At 66.9% G+C, this 16532-nt stretch carries 16 protein-coding genes; 9 read left to right on the forward strand and 7 right to left on the reverse strand.

Features of this window, described 5'->3' with window-relative positions:
• The first annotated feature begins 52 nt into the window (after positions 1 to 52).
• The gene (locus tag ACYVF4_RS09895) at positions 53 to 1426 is read left to right on the forward strand and encodes a hypothetical protein (RefSeq protein ID WP_460722189.1); all 1374 of its coding nucleotides are present in this window, start codon (positions 53 to 55) and stop codon (positions 1424 to 1426) included.
• Here the strand turns inward: ACYVF4_RS09895 and ACYVF4_RS09900 are convergent.
• The 5 genes from ACYVF4_RS09900 to ACYVF4_RS09920 all read right to left on the reverse strand — a co-directional run bounded on the left by ACYVF4_RS09900 (position 1371) and on the right by ACYVF4_RS09920 (position 6480).
• Positions 1371 to 2336: a glycosyltransferase family protein gene (locus ACYVF4_RS09900; protein WP_460722191.1), complete on the reverse strand. Its 966-nt coding sequence runs from the start codon at positions 2334 to 2336 to the stop codon at positions 1371 to 1373. The two genes, ACYVF4_RS09895 and ACYVF4_RS09900, sit on opposite strands and share 56 nt — an antisense overlap.
• The gene (locus ACYVF4_RS09905; protein WP_460722193.1) at positions 2333 to 3229 is read right to left on the reverse strand and encodes a glycosyltransferase family 2 protein; all 897 of its coding nucleotides are present in this window, start codon (positions 3227 to 3229) and stop codon (positions 2333 to 2335) included. Before ACYVF4_RS09905 ends, ACYVF4_RS09900 begins: the two co-directional genes overlap by 4 nt.
• Positions 3219 to 3923: a glycosyltransferase gene (locus tag ACYVF4_RS09910; RefSeq protein ID WP_460722194.1), complete on the reverse strand. Its 705-nt coding sequence runs from the start codon at positions 3921 to 3923 to the stop codon at positions 3219 to 3221. The genes ACYVF4_RS09905 and ACYVF4_RS09910 overlap by 11 nt, the downstream gene beginning before the upstream one ends.
• 311 nt (positions 3924 to 4234) lie before the next feature.
• Positions 4235 to 5356 carry a glycosyltransferase gene (locus tag ACYVF4_RS09915; protein ID WP_460722196.1) on the reverse strand — a complete coding sequence of 374 codons (1122 nt, stop codon included), beginning with the start codon at positions 5354 to 5356 and terminating at the stop codon, positions 4235 to 4237.
• A gap of 431 nt (positions 5357 to 5787) precedes the next feature.
• Positions 5788 to 6480 carry an SGNH/GDSL hydrolase family protein gene (locus ACYVF4_RS09920; protein ID WP_460722198.1) on the reverse strand — a complete coding sequence of 231 codons (693 nt, stop codon included), beginning with the start codon at positions 6478 to 6480 and terminating at the stop codon, positions 5788 to 5790.
• Positions 6481 to 6709: 229 nt separating this feature from the next.
• Between ACYVF4_RS09920 and ACYVF4_RS09925 the strand changes: the two genes are divergently transcribed.
• Positions 6710 to 6913, forward strand: a complete 204-nt coding sequence (locus ACYVF4_RS09925; RefSeq protein WP_460722200.1) for a dodecin — start codon at positions 6710 to 6712, stop codon at positions 6911 to 6913.
• A gap of 3 nt (positions 6914 to 6916) precedes the next feature.
• Here ACYVF4_RS09925 and ACYVF4_RS09930 read toward each other — a convergent pair whose 3' ends face one another.
• Both ACYVF4_RS09930 and ACYVF4_RS09935 read right to left on the reverse strand, forming a co-directional pair.
• Complete coding sequence (locus ACYVF4_RS09930; RefSeq protein ID WP_460722202.1) at positions 6917 to 7933, reverse strand: magnesium and cobalt transport protein CorA; 1017 nt, start codon at positions 7931 to 7933, stop codon at positions 6917 to 6919.
• 459 nt (positions 7934 to 8392) lie between these two features.
• On the reverse strand, positions 8393 to 9127 hold the full coding sequence (locus tag ACYVF4_RS09935) for a DeoR/GlpR family DNA-binding transcription regulator (RefSeq protein ID WP_460722204.1): 735 nt from the start codon (positions 9125 to 9127) through the stop codon (positions 8393 to 8395).
• A gap of 193 nt (positions 9128 to 9320) precedes the next feature.
• Between ACYVF4_RS09935 and ACYVF4_RS09940 the strand changes: the two genes are divergently transcribed.
• From ACYVF4_RS09940 to ACYVF4_RS09970, 7 genes are all read left to right on the forward strand, one after another.
• Positions 9321 to 10367, forward strand: a complete 1047-nt coding sequence (locus ACYVF4_RS09940; protein ID WP_460722206.1) for a substrate-binding domain-containing protein — start codon at positions 9321 to 9323, stop codon at positions 10365 to 10367.
• A gap of 76 nt (positions 10368 to 10443) precedes the next feature.
• The gene (locus ACYVF4_RS09945) at positions 10444 to 11940 is read left to right on the forward strand and encodes a sugar ABC transporter ATP-binding protein (protein ID WP_460722208.1); all 1497 of its coding nucleotides are present in this window, start codon (positions 10444 to 10446) and stop codon (positions 11938 to 11940) included.
• Positions 11940 to 12959: an ABC transporter permease gene (locus ACYVF4_RS09950; RefSeq protein ID WP_460722210.1), complete on the forward strand. Its 1020-nt coding sequence runs from the start codon at positions 11940 to 11942 to the stop codon at positions 12957 to 12959. The genes ACYVF4_RS09945 and ACYVF4_RS09950 overlap by 1 nt, the downstream gene beginning before the upstream one ends.
• The gene (locus ACYVF4_RS09955; protein WP_460722212.1) at positions 12956 to 14095 is read left to right on the forward strand and encodes an ABC transporter permease; all 1140 of its coding nucleotides are present in this window, start codon (positions 12956 to 12958) and stop codon (positions 14093 to 14095) included. Before ACYVF4_RS09950 ends, ACYVF4_RS09955 begins: the two co-directional genes overlap by 4 nt.
• Positions 14092 to 15093, forward strand: a complete 1002-nt coding sequence (locus ACYVF4_RS09960; protein ID WP_460722214.1) for a dihydroxyacetone kinase subunit DhaK — start codon at positions 14092 to 14094, stop codon at positions 15091 to 15093. Before ACYVF4_RS09955 ends, ACYVF4_RS09960 begins: the two co-directional genes overlap by 4 nt.
• A 3-nt stretch (positions 15094 to 15096) precedes the next feature.
• Complete coding sequence (locus tag ACYVF4_RS09965; protein WP_460722216.1) at positions 15097 to 15729, forward strand: DAK2 domain-containing protein; 633 nt, start codon at positions 15097 to 15099, stop codon at positions 15727 to 15729.
• Positions 15726 to 16532 (forward strand): BtpA/SgcQ family protein, encoded by an 807-nt coding sequence (locus tag ACYVF4_RS09970; RefSeq protein ID WP_460722218.1) that lies wholly within the window; start codon positions 15726 to 15728, stop codon positions 16530 to 16532. The genes ACYVF4_RS09965 and ACYVF4_RS09970 overlap by 4 nt, the downstream gene beginning before the upstream one ends.

The raw sequence follows: 16532 nt of genomic DNA on the forward strand, positions 1-16532 counted from the left end.
GACCACCACGGTGTGGGAGCAAGCGTCCCCAAAGCCTATGCTAGGGACGGTCATGTTGGTGAAGAGCGAGGTGGGACGAGGGCTTCGGGGCCGTCGCGATGTGACGGCGACAGCGATCCTCCTTACGATCGCGATTCTGCTGCTTCTGGTTCTCGGTTGGCTTGGTCCACCGATGATGATCCTGGGGATCATCGCCGTTTGTGGCGGCCTGCTGATACTCGTTTTCCGGGCCTCGCCATCGCTCGCAGCGACGGTCTGGTTACTGACCCTTGTATTGCTGCCCCCCTGGATCTATCTCCAGGTCTTGGGATACCGAGTGGTGCCGCTGGCGGTGATTTCCGTGGCCATCATCCTCGCCTGGTCAGGGAAATCGATGGCCAGATTCACTAGCGTCGACTTGGCGGTGATCCTCCTTCTGGCTGCGGTAGCCGCAGGAGTCGCGTGGGGCGGCACGCCGGGCTACCTCGCGTCACAAGCTGTGTTGGAATGGGGAGCCGCCTACTGGGCGGGCCGCCACCTGATGACGATGCCGAGCTTCAGCCGGAACCTCATCCGCGTGGCCGCACTCCTTGGCGGGCTAGCCATGCTCCAACTCCTGCTGTCCTTCAACATCGCCGAGATGTGGCCGTATACATACGCCGTCGGCGCCGAAAACTGGATGGGTCTGCAGGTCCGGGGCGGCTTGACTCGGGCCGAAGTGACCCTTGGGCATTCGATCGCGCTGGGGGGCGTGCTCTGTCTCGCATTGCCATTTGCTCTGATGGGCATGCGGGGACACCAGCGGCTAGCTGTCTCGGGGCTCATCATCGGCGGGGCGATCGCTACCTTGAGTCGCGCTTCCTGGCTCTCTGTAGCAGTCGCGCTCGTGCTTGTTGTGACGCTCAACCCCCGCCTACGGCCGGCTCAGCGGGTTGTGACCGCGGGCGTCAGCCTCATCGGCCTCGTGATCGCCGCGGGGCCACTCGGAGACTTGCTCTCCGAGGGCGGCGCCGAGGTCGCTAACTCAGCGGCGTATCGCGGAAACCTCCTGGAATTGCTGCCGGACCTGAACGTTGTCGGACTCGCCTCTGGAGCGGTGGCCGTAGACGGAGGGCCAACATATGCATGGCGCAACTTCTATTCGATCGACAACGGCTTGCTCTTCGTCGGACTGTATTGCGGAGCGCTCGCGGCAATCCTCTATCTGCTGGTCTATCTCTTGATCGGCCGCGGTGTCCTGGTAGCGTCCGCGACGCCAGCCAGCCTCGCGATCGTCGCGCATATTCCGTTTCTTCTCACTGTTGCGCCCATCACGCAGTATCAGTCGGTCTACTGGGCAGTGGTTGGAGCTGCCGTTACCTCTTTGTGGCCGCGCGCCTCGCAGCAACTCACTACTCCGGCAACAGAGCGCGCCAGGACGTCCGAACCCGCGCCTTCCATGCCCTGATCCGATCGTCCACCTCGGCCGCAGGTGTCCGGACGGCGTGATCAATCGCCTCCAACCAAGCCTGGGGAGTGGAGTCGTCCACGCAACCGCGCCAATCGTCTCCAAAGATGGCAGCGACGTTGGATGTTCGAGGCCCGACGACCGGAGTCCCGAGTTCCGCGGCGCGGATTGCAATGCCACTTTGGTAGACCCTCGAGTACGGCAATATCACGACGCGGGACTCTGACAAGAGCCCCTGGAGGGCCTCCTCGCTCACGAACTCCGAGCGCACATCCCAGCCATCGACGGCGGGCCAACCCCGACCCACGATCTCCGGGATATAGCCGGCGCTCCGCAGCTCTGTGCCGAGTGCACGCATGAGCGACAGATCGCGCACCGGCTTGTACTGGCCAGCAACGAGAACGCGCGGCGTGTCGTCTCGCCTCTTCAGCAGGGGGACGTCGAGGTAAGGATGCTCGACAACCGCTCGAACGCTGAAGCCCATTTCCTCAATGTCGCGACGCGCTTCTTCAGTGTGCGCCAGAAATGAAATCTGAGAATGTCGTTGCCGTAGCGCGCCGGCGTAATCCGAGAGCTTGCCGCTGAAGTGGGTCTTGCGGAGCGGCCGGGGGTCGTGCCAGATGACTGTGACCGAGGAGGAGCGGGGCCAGGACAGTGATTCCAGGGAACCGAATGCTGGCCACAGGACTAGAGTTTCTGACGCGCTTAGTGCGCTGACCCGGCGGCGGTCTCGAACCAGTGCCGCCGCCCGGCGGAGCTTTGAGATCGGCGCCTCACCACCGAGCTCAGCGCTCTCAGTGGCACATACCTGAGAGTCGATAGAGATCGAAGCGAGCGTGTGCTGCAGGCTTCGTTGATAGTGGTGGAGTGCGATAGGCAGTGGATTGACGAGGGCGACGTGGGTGCTCATGCTTGGCCTCCCTGCCGATCGGAGGTGAGCGCAGGCTCCCTAGCTGCGCCAAATGGGGTTCGCAATTCCCCGGTGAAGCCGTCACGGGCACCCGCGAGTCGCGCACGTATGCGGCGCTTACTGTCGATATCTCGCCGCAGCAGGTCCTGTACGACCTTCGCGCCGGTCCAACCCAGGGCCAAGCCCACGTTGAGAACGTGCGACTTCAACCTCCAGAAGAGTATTCGGTTCCTTACCGCGTAATAGACAGGCATTGTGTTCGTGGATTGCCACGCAACTGCCGTCTCGGCGACCGCGACACGGCCTGAACGCGTGGGGCCTGCCCCAAGTTCCACGTCCTCCCAGTACAGAAAGAATCTCTCATCGAATATTGATTCGGCGCCCGGAATCTCTCTGACGAGAACGCAGGCACCATCGATCCACAGCAATGGTCCATCATGCGGTCCAGATAGGTGTCGCGGGGCGCCGAACCGGTCGAGGGATCCACCATAGGACCAGACATCGTCCGCACCGATCAAACGCAGCGTCGGACCGACTACATCCGGGGCGGTCTCGGATGACTTGGGACTGCCGGCGGCGAGCATTGCCTCGACACAGTGGGCGTCGAGCCGCAACTCGTGCGTCACGAATAGCGTCCACGGGCCCTGTTGTCGGAGATTCGCATAACCCGCGTTCATCCCGCCCGCGTATCCCCGGTTCACATCCAGCGTGAGCACCGTCACGTCAGCGAGTTCCGCGGCTATTTGGTTCAGAACTCCGTCTTCTGACCCGTTGTCCACCAGCAAGATCTCCGCCGGCGGGACGCTTTGCCGCTTCAGATCGGCGATGGTGTCTAGTACGGCCGTCCCTCGTCTGAAATACAGGACGACGGCTGAATACGTCTCACGCTCCATGTCTTCTCGATCCCGGAGCGCTATCTATCGCGGCCAAATATGCGTCGATGTGCTTCTCAGCCACTGACTGCCAGTCCCGTCCGACGAACCGAGGCTGCGCGCCCTCTGCAGGCAGGTGACTAAGGGCGGACGTCAGATGGTCGCTCGTCAGTCGGCCATCGAAAAGGTGCACCCACTGGTCCCCGACCTCCTGCTGAAGTTCTTCGGAAGCGGCTGTCCGCGGTATCAGTACAGGACGCGACGCGGATAGGGCAAGCAGAGCTGAGCCTGAATTCCCGAACTCCGAGAACGGTAGGACGACCAAACGGCTCTCGTCCAGGTGGCGAATGAGATCCTGATCGCTGGCGCGCGAGAGGCTCAGCGAGATGCGGTTGTCCTCCGCTGCTGCGCGTTGGATGGCGGCGGAGAGTGCATCTGATTGTGACTCGCCGACTATTCGAAGCGTCGTATCTTCCGGAGCGCCGCGGAAGGCGTCCAGTAGGTCTGGCACGTTCTTATAGGGACGAATCAAGCCGAGGAACAGGAGATCGTTCGACATCGACATCGGCACCGACTTCGCCCGTCGATTAGCCGCACTCGTCAACTCGGAGTAGTCGCCGTGCGGGATGTGTGTGGCGCTGTGCGACGGAGACGCGAGTAACGAGGACGATGTCAGGTGTATGTGATGGTCGGTGAGCCGCTCCAGGATGCTCATGCCGTACCTCGTGACCGGATTCATCGCCTCGTGCGGGGACTTATTGTGTACCGTCCGCACGATGACCGCTGGTCCACGGTGTAGCCGACGGATAACTGCCAATGTCTGGCCAGCCCTTCGTAGGACGTCCACCGGGGATCGACCGAGGAAGAGATGCTCAGGCCAATGCACGTGAAACACGTCGATGGTGTCGGGATCGAAGTCTGGCGTGTAGGGGGTAACTCGAACGCCCGCGGCCTCGAGCGATTCCGCAAGCAGCCGGACGTAGGGGTTCAAGGGTGCCGTTATGTTCTCCGTTGAGAACATAACGGTCAACGAGCGGCGCCGGTCCATGCGCCCTGCCGTACGCGGATGAGAGCATTTTCGTAGCGTTCACACACGGACTGCCAGGAATATTCTGCTTCAGCGCGCGCCTGCGCCAACCTCGAAACCTTTTCCTGCTCCCGCGGGTTGCTCAGGAGTTCCTTCACACTCGCGACTATGGAGTCGGCGTCTGGCGAGGTGAACAACCCTGCATCACCTAGTACCTCTCGGTTGTAAACCGTGTCCCTCGCGACGATAGGGGCGCCGCAGGTCATCGCCTGGACCAGTGCCGGGTTTGTGCCACCGACGCTGTGTCCGTGGAAATACGCCCCGGCGTGCTGCCAGAGCGCGTGCAGGCGGGCGTCGTCGTGCAGGTGTCCGAGCCAGTGAATTCTCTCGTACTCTTGCGAAAGTCGAGCGGCCTCATCGTCGAGGGGGCCACCGTAGCCAGAAGAACCGACGATGACCACGTCGCTGGTCTCTGCAATGCGGGGCGCGGCGGAAAGGAATTCGGCGACGGTGTTCTCAGGTACGAATCGGGCAACGAGCAATGCGTAGGATCGATGACTCAAGCCAGGCTCAACCGGCAGTACGCCGGTCGGTGAATCGCCGCCATACGGGATGAACGTGCCGTCGATCCCGAACTCGGCTCGCCAGCGCCGACCGATCTCCAGCGCGTCGACTACAACTTCGTTCGCATGTCTCGCAGTGAGGCGTGCTCCGGTGCGGAACATTTGCTTGGCGAGTCTGCCCCACTTGGCTCGGTCCCACTCCATTCCATCAACGTTGACGACTGTTGGAATCTTCGCCCGGCGGAGCATCGGCAACCAGAATCCATTCGCAACGTTCATGACGAGGGCAACGTCGTGAGATTCGGCGATGCAGTGCCTTGTTGCGCTGAAGCCGAAGGTAAGAGTGCTGAGGGACCGAGACTCGACGCCCCACGTTTCGACCGACTTGACGCGAGCGTCGCGGTTGGGGTCGCTCGGGCGTGTCGAGCCCGGGCGACCATAGACGGTCACATCCCATCCGCGTTCAACAAGATATGGCGCGAGGCGCCGTACGGCGGTCTCGAAACCACCGTAGAAGCTGGGGTATCCCCGTGTGCCAATGATCGCAACAGATGGCATGTACGTCCTAACGTTTAGATCCTCGGTCGCCTAACGCGCGCGTGCTCGTCACTTGATCGGCCCTGTAGTGCAGACGTTGGTGCTCGTCCCTGTGCGCGACAGCGGACGACTCGTGGCTCTATACACGGCGGTTGGGGTGGTGCCGACCGGAAACCGATTCGGTATTCGGCGACCCTGCGGCCCGCGCTGGAGATCTGACGTGCGATCCGCAGCGGTGACCTCCAGCGACCGTGGGCCTTCCTCAGGTACGACGTCACCAAGCACCCTCTCAGCCAGTCACCCGCGCTCTTCGTTTACCAGGGTAGCCGAGGCTCGAGACGTGACCGTGACCTTGCTCCACTGCTTCGCCAGCCGCAAGCGAGCGGCAGTGGGTCGAGTTGGGATTGTCTGTCCGGCCTCGACTCTTTCGGTGACCGGGTATCGGCCGGGGTCTACCATTCGACGGCAACAGCATCCCCAATCAGTTGCTGGCCGGCGCGGTTGGTGTGCAGGCGGTCGGACTGGTAGTCGAGCTCGAGATCGAGCAGCGAGATGTACTGGGCATCGCGTTTCTCGGCCGCGGAGGCGAGTGCACTGTCCACTCGCGCGAGGTTGTCCCGCCTGTAGGCCGGGGCGGCGGGCGGACCCACCACGACGACGCGCTCGGCCTCGATGCGCGAGATCACCTTCGACAGCGAGGACTCGATCTCTTCCGAGGTCGCGTCGACGTCGTTGAGGCCGGCCTGCACGATGACGGCATCCGGATTGATTCTGTTCACCTCATCCACCCGATCGAGGAACGACGCCTCGGGGCAGTAGACGGAACCGGTCACGCCCGAGCCGGCGAAGCCGTCGACGAACACCGTGGTGTCGGTCGCCTCGCCGAAGGTGGCTGGCCAAGATTTCGCAGGGCCGCCGAGACCCCAGCCCTGCGAGTACGAGTCGCCGATCACGGCGACGGTCTCGGCGCCGCGAGTGACCGGTGCCTCATCCAGGGTCTCGGCGAACGCGTGGATGTCCCGGCAGGTCTTCTCCGCATGGGCGATCCGGGCCTGGCGGACGATCAGCGGCGAGGCGGCACCGGCCACCACGGCGACCGCGATCACGGCGACCCAGAACGGATGCCGTCGGAGGAACGAACGCATCGGACGATGCTGTCACGGGGCGGGTGGGGGAGGGCTGGGAGGCGGTGCGGGGGGCGCTTCGTCTCGCTTCGCTCGCTCAGCGGCCGGGAGGCGGCGGGGGCGCTTCGTCTCGCTTCGCTCGCTCAGCGGCCGGGCCACGGGCGGGGGCTCGCTCAGCGACCGGAGGGGCGCGTGAGGGAGTAGCGTCGGCGACACAGCGGGCGACGGAGCCCGCGGGAAGGGCGAGACCATGTCTGGACACACCTACCGGGTCACCGAGATCGTCGGGACGTCGACCGAGGGGACCGACAGCGCGATCCGTAACGGACTCTCGCGCGCCGGCGAGACCCTGCGGCACATCGACTGGTTCGAAGTCGTCAGCACCCGCGGCGCGCTCGTCGACGGCGAGACGCACTTCCAGGTGACGATGAAAGTCGGCTTCCGCCTCGAGTGAGCGCTACAGCCAGCCGCGCTTCTTGAACACCGCGTACAGGCCGCCGCTGCACGCGGCCATCAGCGCCAGCGCCATCGGGTAACCGAAGATCCACGACAACTCCGGCATGTGGTGGAAGTTCATGCCGTAGATCGCCCCGATCAGCGTCGGGGCGAACAGGATCGCCGCCCACGACGAGATCTTCTTCGTCTGCTCGGTCTGCGCGAGGCTCATCTCGGACATCCGGCGCATCTCCTCGTTCTGGCGCCGCGCCACGACGTTTGCCTCGACGGTGAGGGCGTTGTCGAGCAGCGACCGGAAGGTCGTCACGCGCTCGGTGACCCGCAAGGCGTGGTCGAGCACGTCACGCAGGTTGCGCTGCAGCTCTATGTCGACCTGGTACTTGTCGAAGCCGCGCAGCAGGGCCTCCAGCATCCCTATCAACGGCTCCGTCGCCCGATGAAAGTCCAGCACCTCGCGCGAAAGCTCGTAGATGCGCCGCGACACGTCGACGCCGTCGTCGAAGAGCTGATCCTCGATCTCGTCGATGTCGTTCTCGAGGCCCGCGACCACCGGGGCGTACTCGTCGACCACCTGGTCGAGGATCGCGTACAGCACCGCTTCGGGTCCGCGCGCCAGCAGCTCGGGATCGTGCTCCAGACGCCGGCGCACCCTCCCGAGGTGCGGGGATTCGGCGTGGCGGACGGTCACGACGAAATCCGGCCCGATGAACACGTGCAGCTCGCCGAACTCGACCTCTTCGCGCTCGTCGATGTACCTCGCCGGACGCAGCACGACGAAGAGCGTGTCGCCGTAGCGCTCCAGCTTCGAGCGCTGGTGGCCCTTGAAGGCATCATCGACAGAGAGCGGATGCAGCGCGAACTCCGCCGCGACACTGCGGAGCTCAGCGGCATCCGGCCGGTAGAGCCCGATCCAGGCCATGCCGCCGCGCTCGCGCATCGTCTCGAACGTCTCGTCGAGGCTCACCGGATCGGCCGTGCGGCGCCCGTCGACGTATACGCCGTTGTCGATCACCGTCATGGTGGGCCCCTTCCGCGGGTTGGACGTATCGACAGTACGCCCGGGGGTGCGCTTCGTCTCGCTGCGCTCGCTCAGCGACCGGGGGAGAGGACCGCGGGGGTGCGGGCGCTTCGTCTCGCTTCGCTCGCTCAGCGGCCGGGGGCGTGGAGCCGGGCGCGGCACGCGTCGCTCGCTGCGCTCGCGGCGCGTTCTGTGTTCGTGCGGGATTTCGGTACGCGCCTGCGGCGCTACTCAATCGCCGGGGCTCGGGCGCTTCGTCTCGCTTCGCTCGCTCAGCGACCGGGGGAGGGGATTCGGACGCTGAGCGGCCGGGGGGAGGGGATCGGACGCTGAGCGGCCGGGGGGAGGGGATTCGGACGCTGAGCGAGGAGCGCAGCGACGAGACGAAGCGCCGGCGGCGGGAGCGGGCGCTTCGTCTTGCTGCGCTCGCTCAGCGACCGGGGGGACCGAGGACAGGGGTCAGGAGGCGCGGATGAGGGGGACGGGGAAGGTCGAGGCGCGCAGGGGATCGAGGTGGGTGTCGGTGATCCCGGCGGTGAACGGATCCAGATCGGCGATGCGGAAGAGCGCGTCGCGGCCGAACTTCCAGCTGTCCGCGACGAAGAACGCCTCGTTGGCCACCGACAGCATCGTGCGCTTCAGCTCGATCTCGTAGCTCGAGGTGCTGTAGAGGCCGTCGTCCATCACGGTGTCGCAGCCGAGGATTGCGACGTTCACACGCAGGTTCCGCAGCTGCTCGACGGCCGTCGGGCCCCACATCGACCAGTCGTTGGGCAGCAGCTCGCCGCCGATGAAGACGAGGTTCGCGCTCTGCCGCTCGGCGATCGACATGCCGATCTGCAGGTCGTTGGTCACGACCGTGATGCGCGCGCTGTGCAGGTGGCGCGCGACTTCGAGCGTCGTGGTGCCGCTGTCCAGCAGCACCGTCTGCCCGTCGAGGATGCGGTCGGCCATCGCCTTGCCGATCGCGACCTTCTCTCGACGGTGCAGCGTCTTGTCGATCGAGACGGGCAGATCGGATGCCCGGATGGGAAAGGCGCCCCCGTGGGTGCGCTGCACGAGATCGCGCGTGGAGAGCTGCTCGAGGTCGCGGCGGATGGTCGACGGCGCGACCTCGAGCGCCTCGGCGAGCTCGGTCACCGACTGGAAGCCGCGCTCGGTGAGCAACTCCACGATCTGTGCCTGACGCGTCATTGCGGGGCTGTCCTTCCTCGAACCTGCGACTGACTATAGCGGCACCTCTTGCGCGATATCGAGCATCACTGCGCGTTATCGAGTTGTTATGCGCAGAAACGGTTGACGCGACGGACGTGCCTGAGTAATGTCGGGCCGCAGATCGTCGCGAATGCGCAAAGGTGCCGCGACTGGATCCCACGAAGGAGTGAGTATGAAGCGCAAGAGTCCCGCAATCGCGCTGCTTGCCGGAGCGACGGTTTTCGCCCTCGCAGGCTGTGGCACCACGGCAGGAAGCGGATCGACCGACCCGGGCACGGGCGGCGACGGCTCGTCGGACGGCGCCTCGGGCGCCTACGTCACCGTCGTCAAGGCGACCGGCATCGGCTGGTTCGACCGCATGGAGGTCGGCGTCGACGAGTGGGCTTCCGAGACCGGGCTCGACGCCCGTCAGGAAGGCCCCGCCCAGGCGACCAACGAGGGTCAGGTCGACATCATCCAGAACCTGATCGCCCAGGAGCCGGCCGCCATCACGGTCGTCCCCAACGACGTCGCCGGTCTGGCGTCGGTTCTCGGTGAGGCCCGGGATGCCGGCATCGTCGTGGTCGCCCACGAAGCGGCGGGCATCGAGAACGTCGACATCGACATCGAGGCGTTCGAGAACACCGCCTACGGCGCGCAGATCATGGACAACCTCGCCGAGTGCATGGGCGAAGAGGGCGGCTACGTCCAGTTCGTCGGTCGCCTGACCAACGGCTCGCACGGCGAGTGGGTGCAGGGGGCGCTGGACAACCAGACGGCCAACTTCCCCGACATGGAGCGCCTCGAGGACCCGATCGAGTCCGAAGAGGACGAGGAGGTCGCCTACAACAAGGCCAAGGAGCTGCTGGCGAAGTACCCCGACATCAAGGGCTTCCAGGGCTCGGCGGGCACGGACGTCGTCGGCATCGCCCGCGCGGTCGAAGAGGCCGGCAAGGCCGACAGCGTCTGCGTCATGGGAACCTCGATCCCGTCGGTGGCCGGCAGCTACCTCGACTCCGGCGCCATCGACAAGATCTTCTTCTGGGACCCGGCCCTCGCCGGCAAGGCCCAGCTGGCGATCGCACAGATCCTCGTCGACGGCGGCACGATCGAAGAGGGCACGGACCTCGGCATCCCGGGTTACGAGTCGCTCGTGAAGCTCGAGGGCTTCGACAACGTCTTCGCCGGTGAGGCCGGCGTGGTCGTCGACGCCTCGAACGCGGCCGAGTACGACTTCTGATCCCCACTCGCCCGCGCGGGGGCGCCTCCATTCGTGGAAGCGTCCCCGCGCGGCGACTCGAAGGAGCCCTCCGCCCATGAGCCCCGCCGAAACGGTCCTCGAGGTGCGCGACGTCGTCAAGACCTATGGCGGCGTGCGCGCCCTCGGCGGCGTCTCGCTGACCCTCGAATCCGGCCAGGTCCACTGCCTCGCCGGTGAGAACGGCAGCGGAAAGTCCACCCTCATCAAGGTCATCTCGGGCGTCGAGCGCCCCGACTCCGGTGCCATCGTCATCGACGGCGAGTCCCACGGCCACGTCACCCCCGCGCAGGCCATCCGCGCCGGCATCCAGGTGATCTACCAGGACTTCTCGCTGTTCCCCAACCTCACCGCCGCCGAGAACATCGCGATGCTCAGCGAGCTGGCAGACCGGCGCAAGCTCTCGTCGCGCCGGCGCATCCGCGAGGCCGCCGAGAAGGTCGTCCGCGACCTCGGCCTTCACCTCGACCTCGACGCCGACGTCGAGAACCTGTCGGTCGCCGACCGTCAGCTGATCGCGATCTGCCGCGCCCTCGTCGGCGAGGCGCGCGTGCTCATCATGGACGAGCCGACCACGGCGCTCACCCACAGCGAGGTCGACCGACTCTTCGCCATCGTGCGGCGCCTGCAGCAGCGCGGTGTCGCAGTCGTGTTCGTCAGCCACAAGCTCGACGAGGTGCTGAAGATCTCGCAGCAGGTCACCGTCATCCGCAACGGCCTCGTCGTCGAATCCGGCCCCGCGTCGGAGTACACCGGCCGCCTCATCGCCAAGGCGATGACCGGCCGCGACGTCAGCGAGGAACGCCTCGTCGACCATCTCCCCGACGGACTCCGCCCGGTGCTGACCGTCGACGGTCTCGGCCGCAAGGGCGCCTTCGCCGACGTGTCGTTCGACCTTCGCCCCGGAGAGATCCTGGGCATCACCGGCCTGCTCGGCTCGGGGCGCAGCGAGATCGCCGAGGCGATCTTCGGCGTCGCGCCCGCCGACGAGGGCCGCATCACGGTCAACGGCACCGAGCACCGCATCCGCTCGATCCACGACGCCGTGAAGGCCGGCATCGGGTACGTCCCCGAGGACCGCCTGACCCAGGGCCTCTTCCTCGAGAAGTCGATCGCCGACAACATGGTCGCCGCGTCGCTGGACTCCTACCGCGGCAAGGCGCTCCTGCTCGACCCCGCGCGCATGCGCCGCTCGATGTCGCAGCTGTTCCAGCGCCTGCGGGTCAAGGCGCCGAACGTGCAGGCGCCGGTCCGCTCGCTGTCGGGCGGCAACGCCCAGCGCGTCGTCATCGCCAAGTGGCTCGACCGCAAGCCCACCGTCCTCATGCTCAACGGCCCCACCGTGGGCGTGGACATCGGCTCGAAAGAGGAGATCTTCGCGATCCTGCGCGAGCAGGCGGCGCAGGGCATGGGGATCATCGTCATCTCAGACGACATCCCCGAGCTCGTCACGAGCTGCCACCGCGTCCTCATCGTCCGGGCGGGCCGCATCGTCGGCGAGGTCGCCGGCGAAGACATCGCCGTGGACCGCATCCAAGAGAGGATGACCGCCTGATGGACCTGCTCCGTCGCCTGCGCGGCGCCAACAACGAGGGCGTCCTCGTCGCCGTCATCATCGTGGTCGTCATCGCGATGTCGCTCTCGAGCCCCGCCTTCCTCACCCCCGGAACGTTCTTCGGACTCGTGCGCTCCTCGCTGGTGCCGCTCATCTTCGCGCTGGGCGTGCTGCTGGTGATGATCTCGGGCGGCATCGACGTGTCGTTCCCGGCCATCGCGATCTTCGCCGCCTACACGACCATCTCGTGGTCGAGCCAGGCGAGCTTCGACCCCACCCTCGTCGGCATCTTCGTCATCGCCGTCGTCGTCGGCGCCCTGTGGGGACTGCTGAACGGCATCGTGATTGCGCGGTTCCGCCTGCCCACCCTGATCGTCACCCTCGGCACCCAGGGGATCATCAAGGGCATCCTGCTGACCTACATCGGCTCCGCGTACATCTCGGCCAGCCGCCTGCCGGCATCCGTCGCCCAGGCGTCGGACGCTCACCTGGTCGACATCCCCGGCGCCGGCTACCTGCACGCCATGATGATCCCGGTCCTCGTGATCGTCGTCGCGGTGTGGTGGATGCTGAAGTACACGACGTTCGGGCGCAGCATCTACGCCATCGGCGGCGACATCGAAGCCGCCCGCCGCGTGGGCATCCCGGTCGTCCGCACGCAGGTGCTGCTGTACGTGCTGGTGGGCGCGCTCGCCGCCGTCGGCGGGGTGATCTTCGTCATCCTCGGCAAGAACGCCAACCCGCAGGCGCTGGTGGGCACCGAGCTCGACATCATCGCCGCCGTCGTCCTCGGAGGCGCGTCGATCTTCGGCGGCCGCGGCTCGGTGTTCGGCACCGTGCTCGGCGTGCTGCTGGTCCAGCTCATCAACAACAACCTCGTGCTCATCGGCATCCCGAGCACGTGGCAGCGGGCCGCCGTCGGCGTGCTGCTGCTGGTCGGTGTCAGCGTCCAGGCGCTCGCCGCCCTGCGCTCCCGCCCGTCCGCCGTCCTGCTCGAAGAGGAGGTGAGCCGCGCATGAGCGCCAACGGCTCGCAGAACGCCCCCGGCCTCGGAGGTGCCAACGCGCGGCTCGACGAGCGGTTCCGCTCGCTGATCTCGCGCATTCACGTCCAGCGCGGCTCCGGGCGGATGATCATCCTGCTCGCGGCGACGTTCATCCTGTTCGCCGCCCTCAACCCCCGCGTCTTCCTCAACCCGGTCAACCTGCAGAACATCGGCGTCGGCGCCCCCGAGATCGGCCTGATCTCGCTGGCGATGATGCTCGCGATGCTCACCGGCGGCATCGACCTGTCGGTGGTGGCCATCGCGAACATGTCGGCGATCACCGTCTCTTCGCTCTACACCGCCATCTCGGCGGCCGCCGGCGAGCAGACCGCCGAGGGGATGGCGCCGCTGCTGATCCTCGCCGGACTCGCCGTGGGCGCAGCCCTCGGCGCCGTCAACGGCGCACTCATCAGCATCGTCGGGATCACCCCGATCCTCACCACGCTCGCCACGATGCAGCTGTTCAACGGCATCGCGCTGGTGTGGACGGGCGGGGTGACGATCTCGGGCGCCCCGAGCGTGCTGCGATCGATCGGGCGCGCGACGGCCGTCGGCATCCCGGTGCTGTTCGTCATCCTCATCGTCGCGGCGATCATCCTCGCCGTCGTCGTGGACCGCACCCCCATCGGCCGCAAGATCCAGCTGCAGGGCGCCAACCCCGTGGCTGCGCGCTACTCGGGCATCAGCGCCCGCTCGACGCTGATGCTGACCTACATCCTCAGCGGGATGCTGGGCGCCCTGGCCGGGCTCATCTTCCTGGCCCGCAACCCCTCGGCGAGCGCCGACTACGGCTCGAGCTACATCCTGCTGGCCATCGTCATCGCGGTCCTGGGCGGAACGAACCCCAACGGCGGCTTCGCCACGGTGCTCGGCGTCATCCTCGCCACGCTGACCCTGCAGGTGGTTTCGAGCGGCTTCACCGCGCTGCGGCTGTCGGCGTACGAGTACGCCATCGCCCAGGGCGTGCTGCTGATCGCGGTGATGGTGCTCGACCAGATCAGATTCCGTCGCCGGGCGAAGGCCTCGCCGGCGGCGACCAGTGAGACGGTGGCGGTCGCCACCCAGAAGCGCGGCCTGCTTCAGAGCCGTGGAAAGGACGGAACCCCGTGAAGAAGATCATCAACGCCCCCGAGGCCTTCGTCGACGAGTTCGTCGAGGGGATCCTGCTGGCGCACCCCGACCTCGTGAAGACCCCCGGCGACGACCTGCGCGTCCTGGTGCGCGCCGACGCGCCCCAGCAGGGCAAGGTCGGCATCGTCACCGGCGGCGGATCAGGCCACCTGCCCCTCTTCAAGGGCTACGTGGGCAAGGGCCTGTGCTCGGGCGTCGCGATCGGCAACGTCTTCAGCTCGCCGAGCTCCGACCAGATCTTCCAGGCCACCAAGGCCGTCGACGGCGGCGCGGGCGTGCTGTACCTGTACGGCAACTACGGCGGCGACGTGTTCAACTTCGACCTCGCCGTCGACCTCGCCGAGCTCGAGGACATCCCCACCCGCACGGTGCTCGGCCGCGACGACGTCGCCAGCCAGCCCAAGGAGCGCAAGCTCGACCGCCGCGGTGTGGCCGGCATCCTCTTCGCCTTCAAGGCCGCCGGCGCCGCCGCCGAGCGGGGCGACTCGCTCGACGAGGTCGCCGCCGTCGCCGAGGACGTCGTCGAGAACACCGCCACGATGGGCATCGGCCTCGCCCCGACGATCCTGCCGACCACGGCCCAGCCGAGCTTCGAGCTGCCCGACGGCGAGATGGAGATCGGCATCGGCATCCACGGCGAGCCCGGCACCCGCCGCGGCCCGCTCGAGACCGCCGACGAGATCGCCGACCACATCGTCGAGGCGCTCATCGCCGACCTCGACCTCACCGACGGCGACCGCGTCGCGGTGCTCGTCAACGGCCTGGGCGCCACCCCGCTCGAGGAGCTGTACGTCCTGTACCGCAAGACGCACCAGGTGCTCAGCGCCCGCGGCATCCGCATCGACAAGAACTACGTCGGCGAGTACGCCACGAGCCTCGAGATGGCGGGCGCGTCGATCTCGCTGCTCAAGCTGAACGACGACCGACTCGCCCTGCTCAACGCTCCCGCACGCTCGCCCTTCTTCGAGGAGAACTGACCGATGAACCCCACCGACCTCAACGCCCAGCTGCGCCGCAGCCTCGCGCTGCTGGTGAACTCCGCCGACGAGCTGCGCGACCTCGACCAGCAGCTCGGCGACGGCGACCTCGGGATCACCGTCTCGGCCGGATCGCACGCGGTCATCCAGGCGCTCGGCGAGCTGCCCGCCGACGCGTCGCCGACCGATATCGCCCGGGCCACCGCGAAGGCCTTCGCCAACGCCAACCCCTCGACGATGGCGGCTCTGGTCGCCGGTGCGCTGCTGGCCGGCTCGCGCGTGTGGGCCGACAAGGCCGAGATCACCATCGCCGACGCGCAGGCGTTCGCCGAGGCCGCCGCCGGCAGCATCGCCCAGCGCGGCAAGACCCAGCTCGGCGACAAGACCATCTACGACGGTCTGGCCGCGGTCGCAGACGTGCTGAAGGGCCAGACGGATGCCGCTTCCGCCGTCGACGCCGCCGTCACTGCCGCCGCCGACGCGGTGGAGCGCACCAAGCCGCTGCAGTCGCGTCGCGGCCGCGCGTCGTGGCTGCAGGAGCGCAGCATCGGGCTCGCCGACCCGGGTGCCACCGCGCTGCTGCGCTTCGTCGAGGCGTGGCGCGACGCGGACGCCGCCGCCGGAGCCGCCGCGTGACCACGTGGCTCGATGAGGTCTTCCAGGTCAGGAAGCCGATCATCGGCATGTGCCACCTGCCGGCGCTGCCCGGTGACCCCGGGTACGACAAGGCCGGCGGCATGGACGCCGTCATCGCCCACGCCCGCCACGAGATCGACGCGCTGCAAGAGGGCGGGGTAGACGGCATCCTGATCTCGAACGAGTTCAGCCTGCCCTACCTCACCGAGACCGACCCGATCACCGCGATCTCGATGGCGCGCGTGATCGGCGAGGTCCGCGATCAGCTCGCCGTGCCGTTCGGCGTGAACGTGCTGTGGGATGCCGTGCGCTCGATCGACCTGGCCGTGGCGACGGGTGCCGCCTTCGTCCGCGAGATCTTCACCGGCGTCTACGCCAGCGACTTCGGGATGTGGGACACGAACGTGGGTCGCACCGCGCGCCACCGCCTGGCGGTGTCGGGCGAGGACGTCCGGCTGCTGTTCAACATCGTCCCCGAAGCGGCGTCGTACGTCGCCGGCCGCGAGCTCGGGGCCCTCACCCGCTCGACGGTGTTCAACTGCGTGCCGGACGGGTTATGCGTCTCGGGGCTGACGGCGGGGGCGCCCACCGACACCTCGACCCTGAAGGTCGTGAAAGAGAACGCCGGCGCCACGCCGGTCATCGTCAACACCGGCGTGCGCCCCGACACCCTCGCGGGCAGCATGGCGTATGCCGATGCGGGAATCGTCGGCACGTTCTTCAAGAAGGACGGCAAGTTCGAGAACGACGTCGACGTCGCCCGCGTCAAGGACCTCATGAGCGTCGCCCGGAGCGTGCGCTGA

Source organism: Microbacterium aureliae (assembly GCF_054780155.1).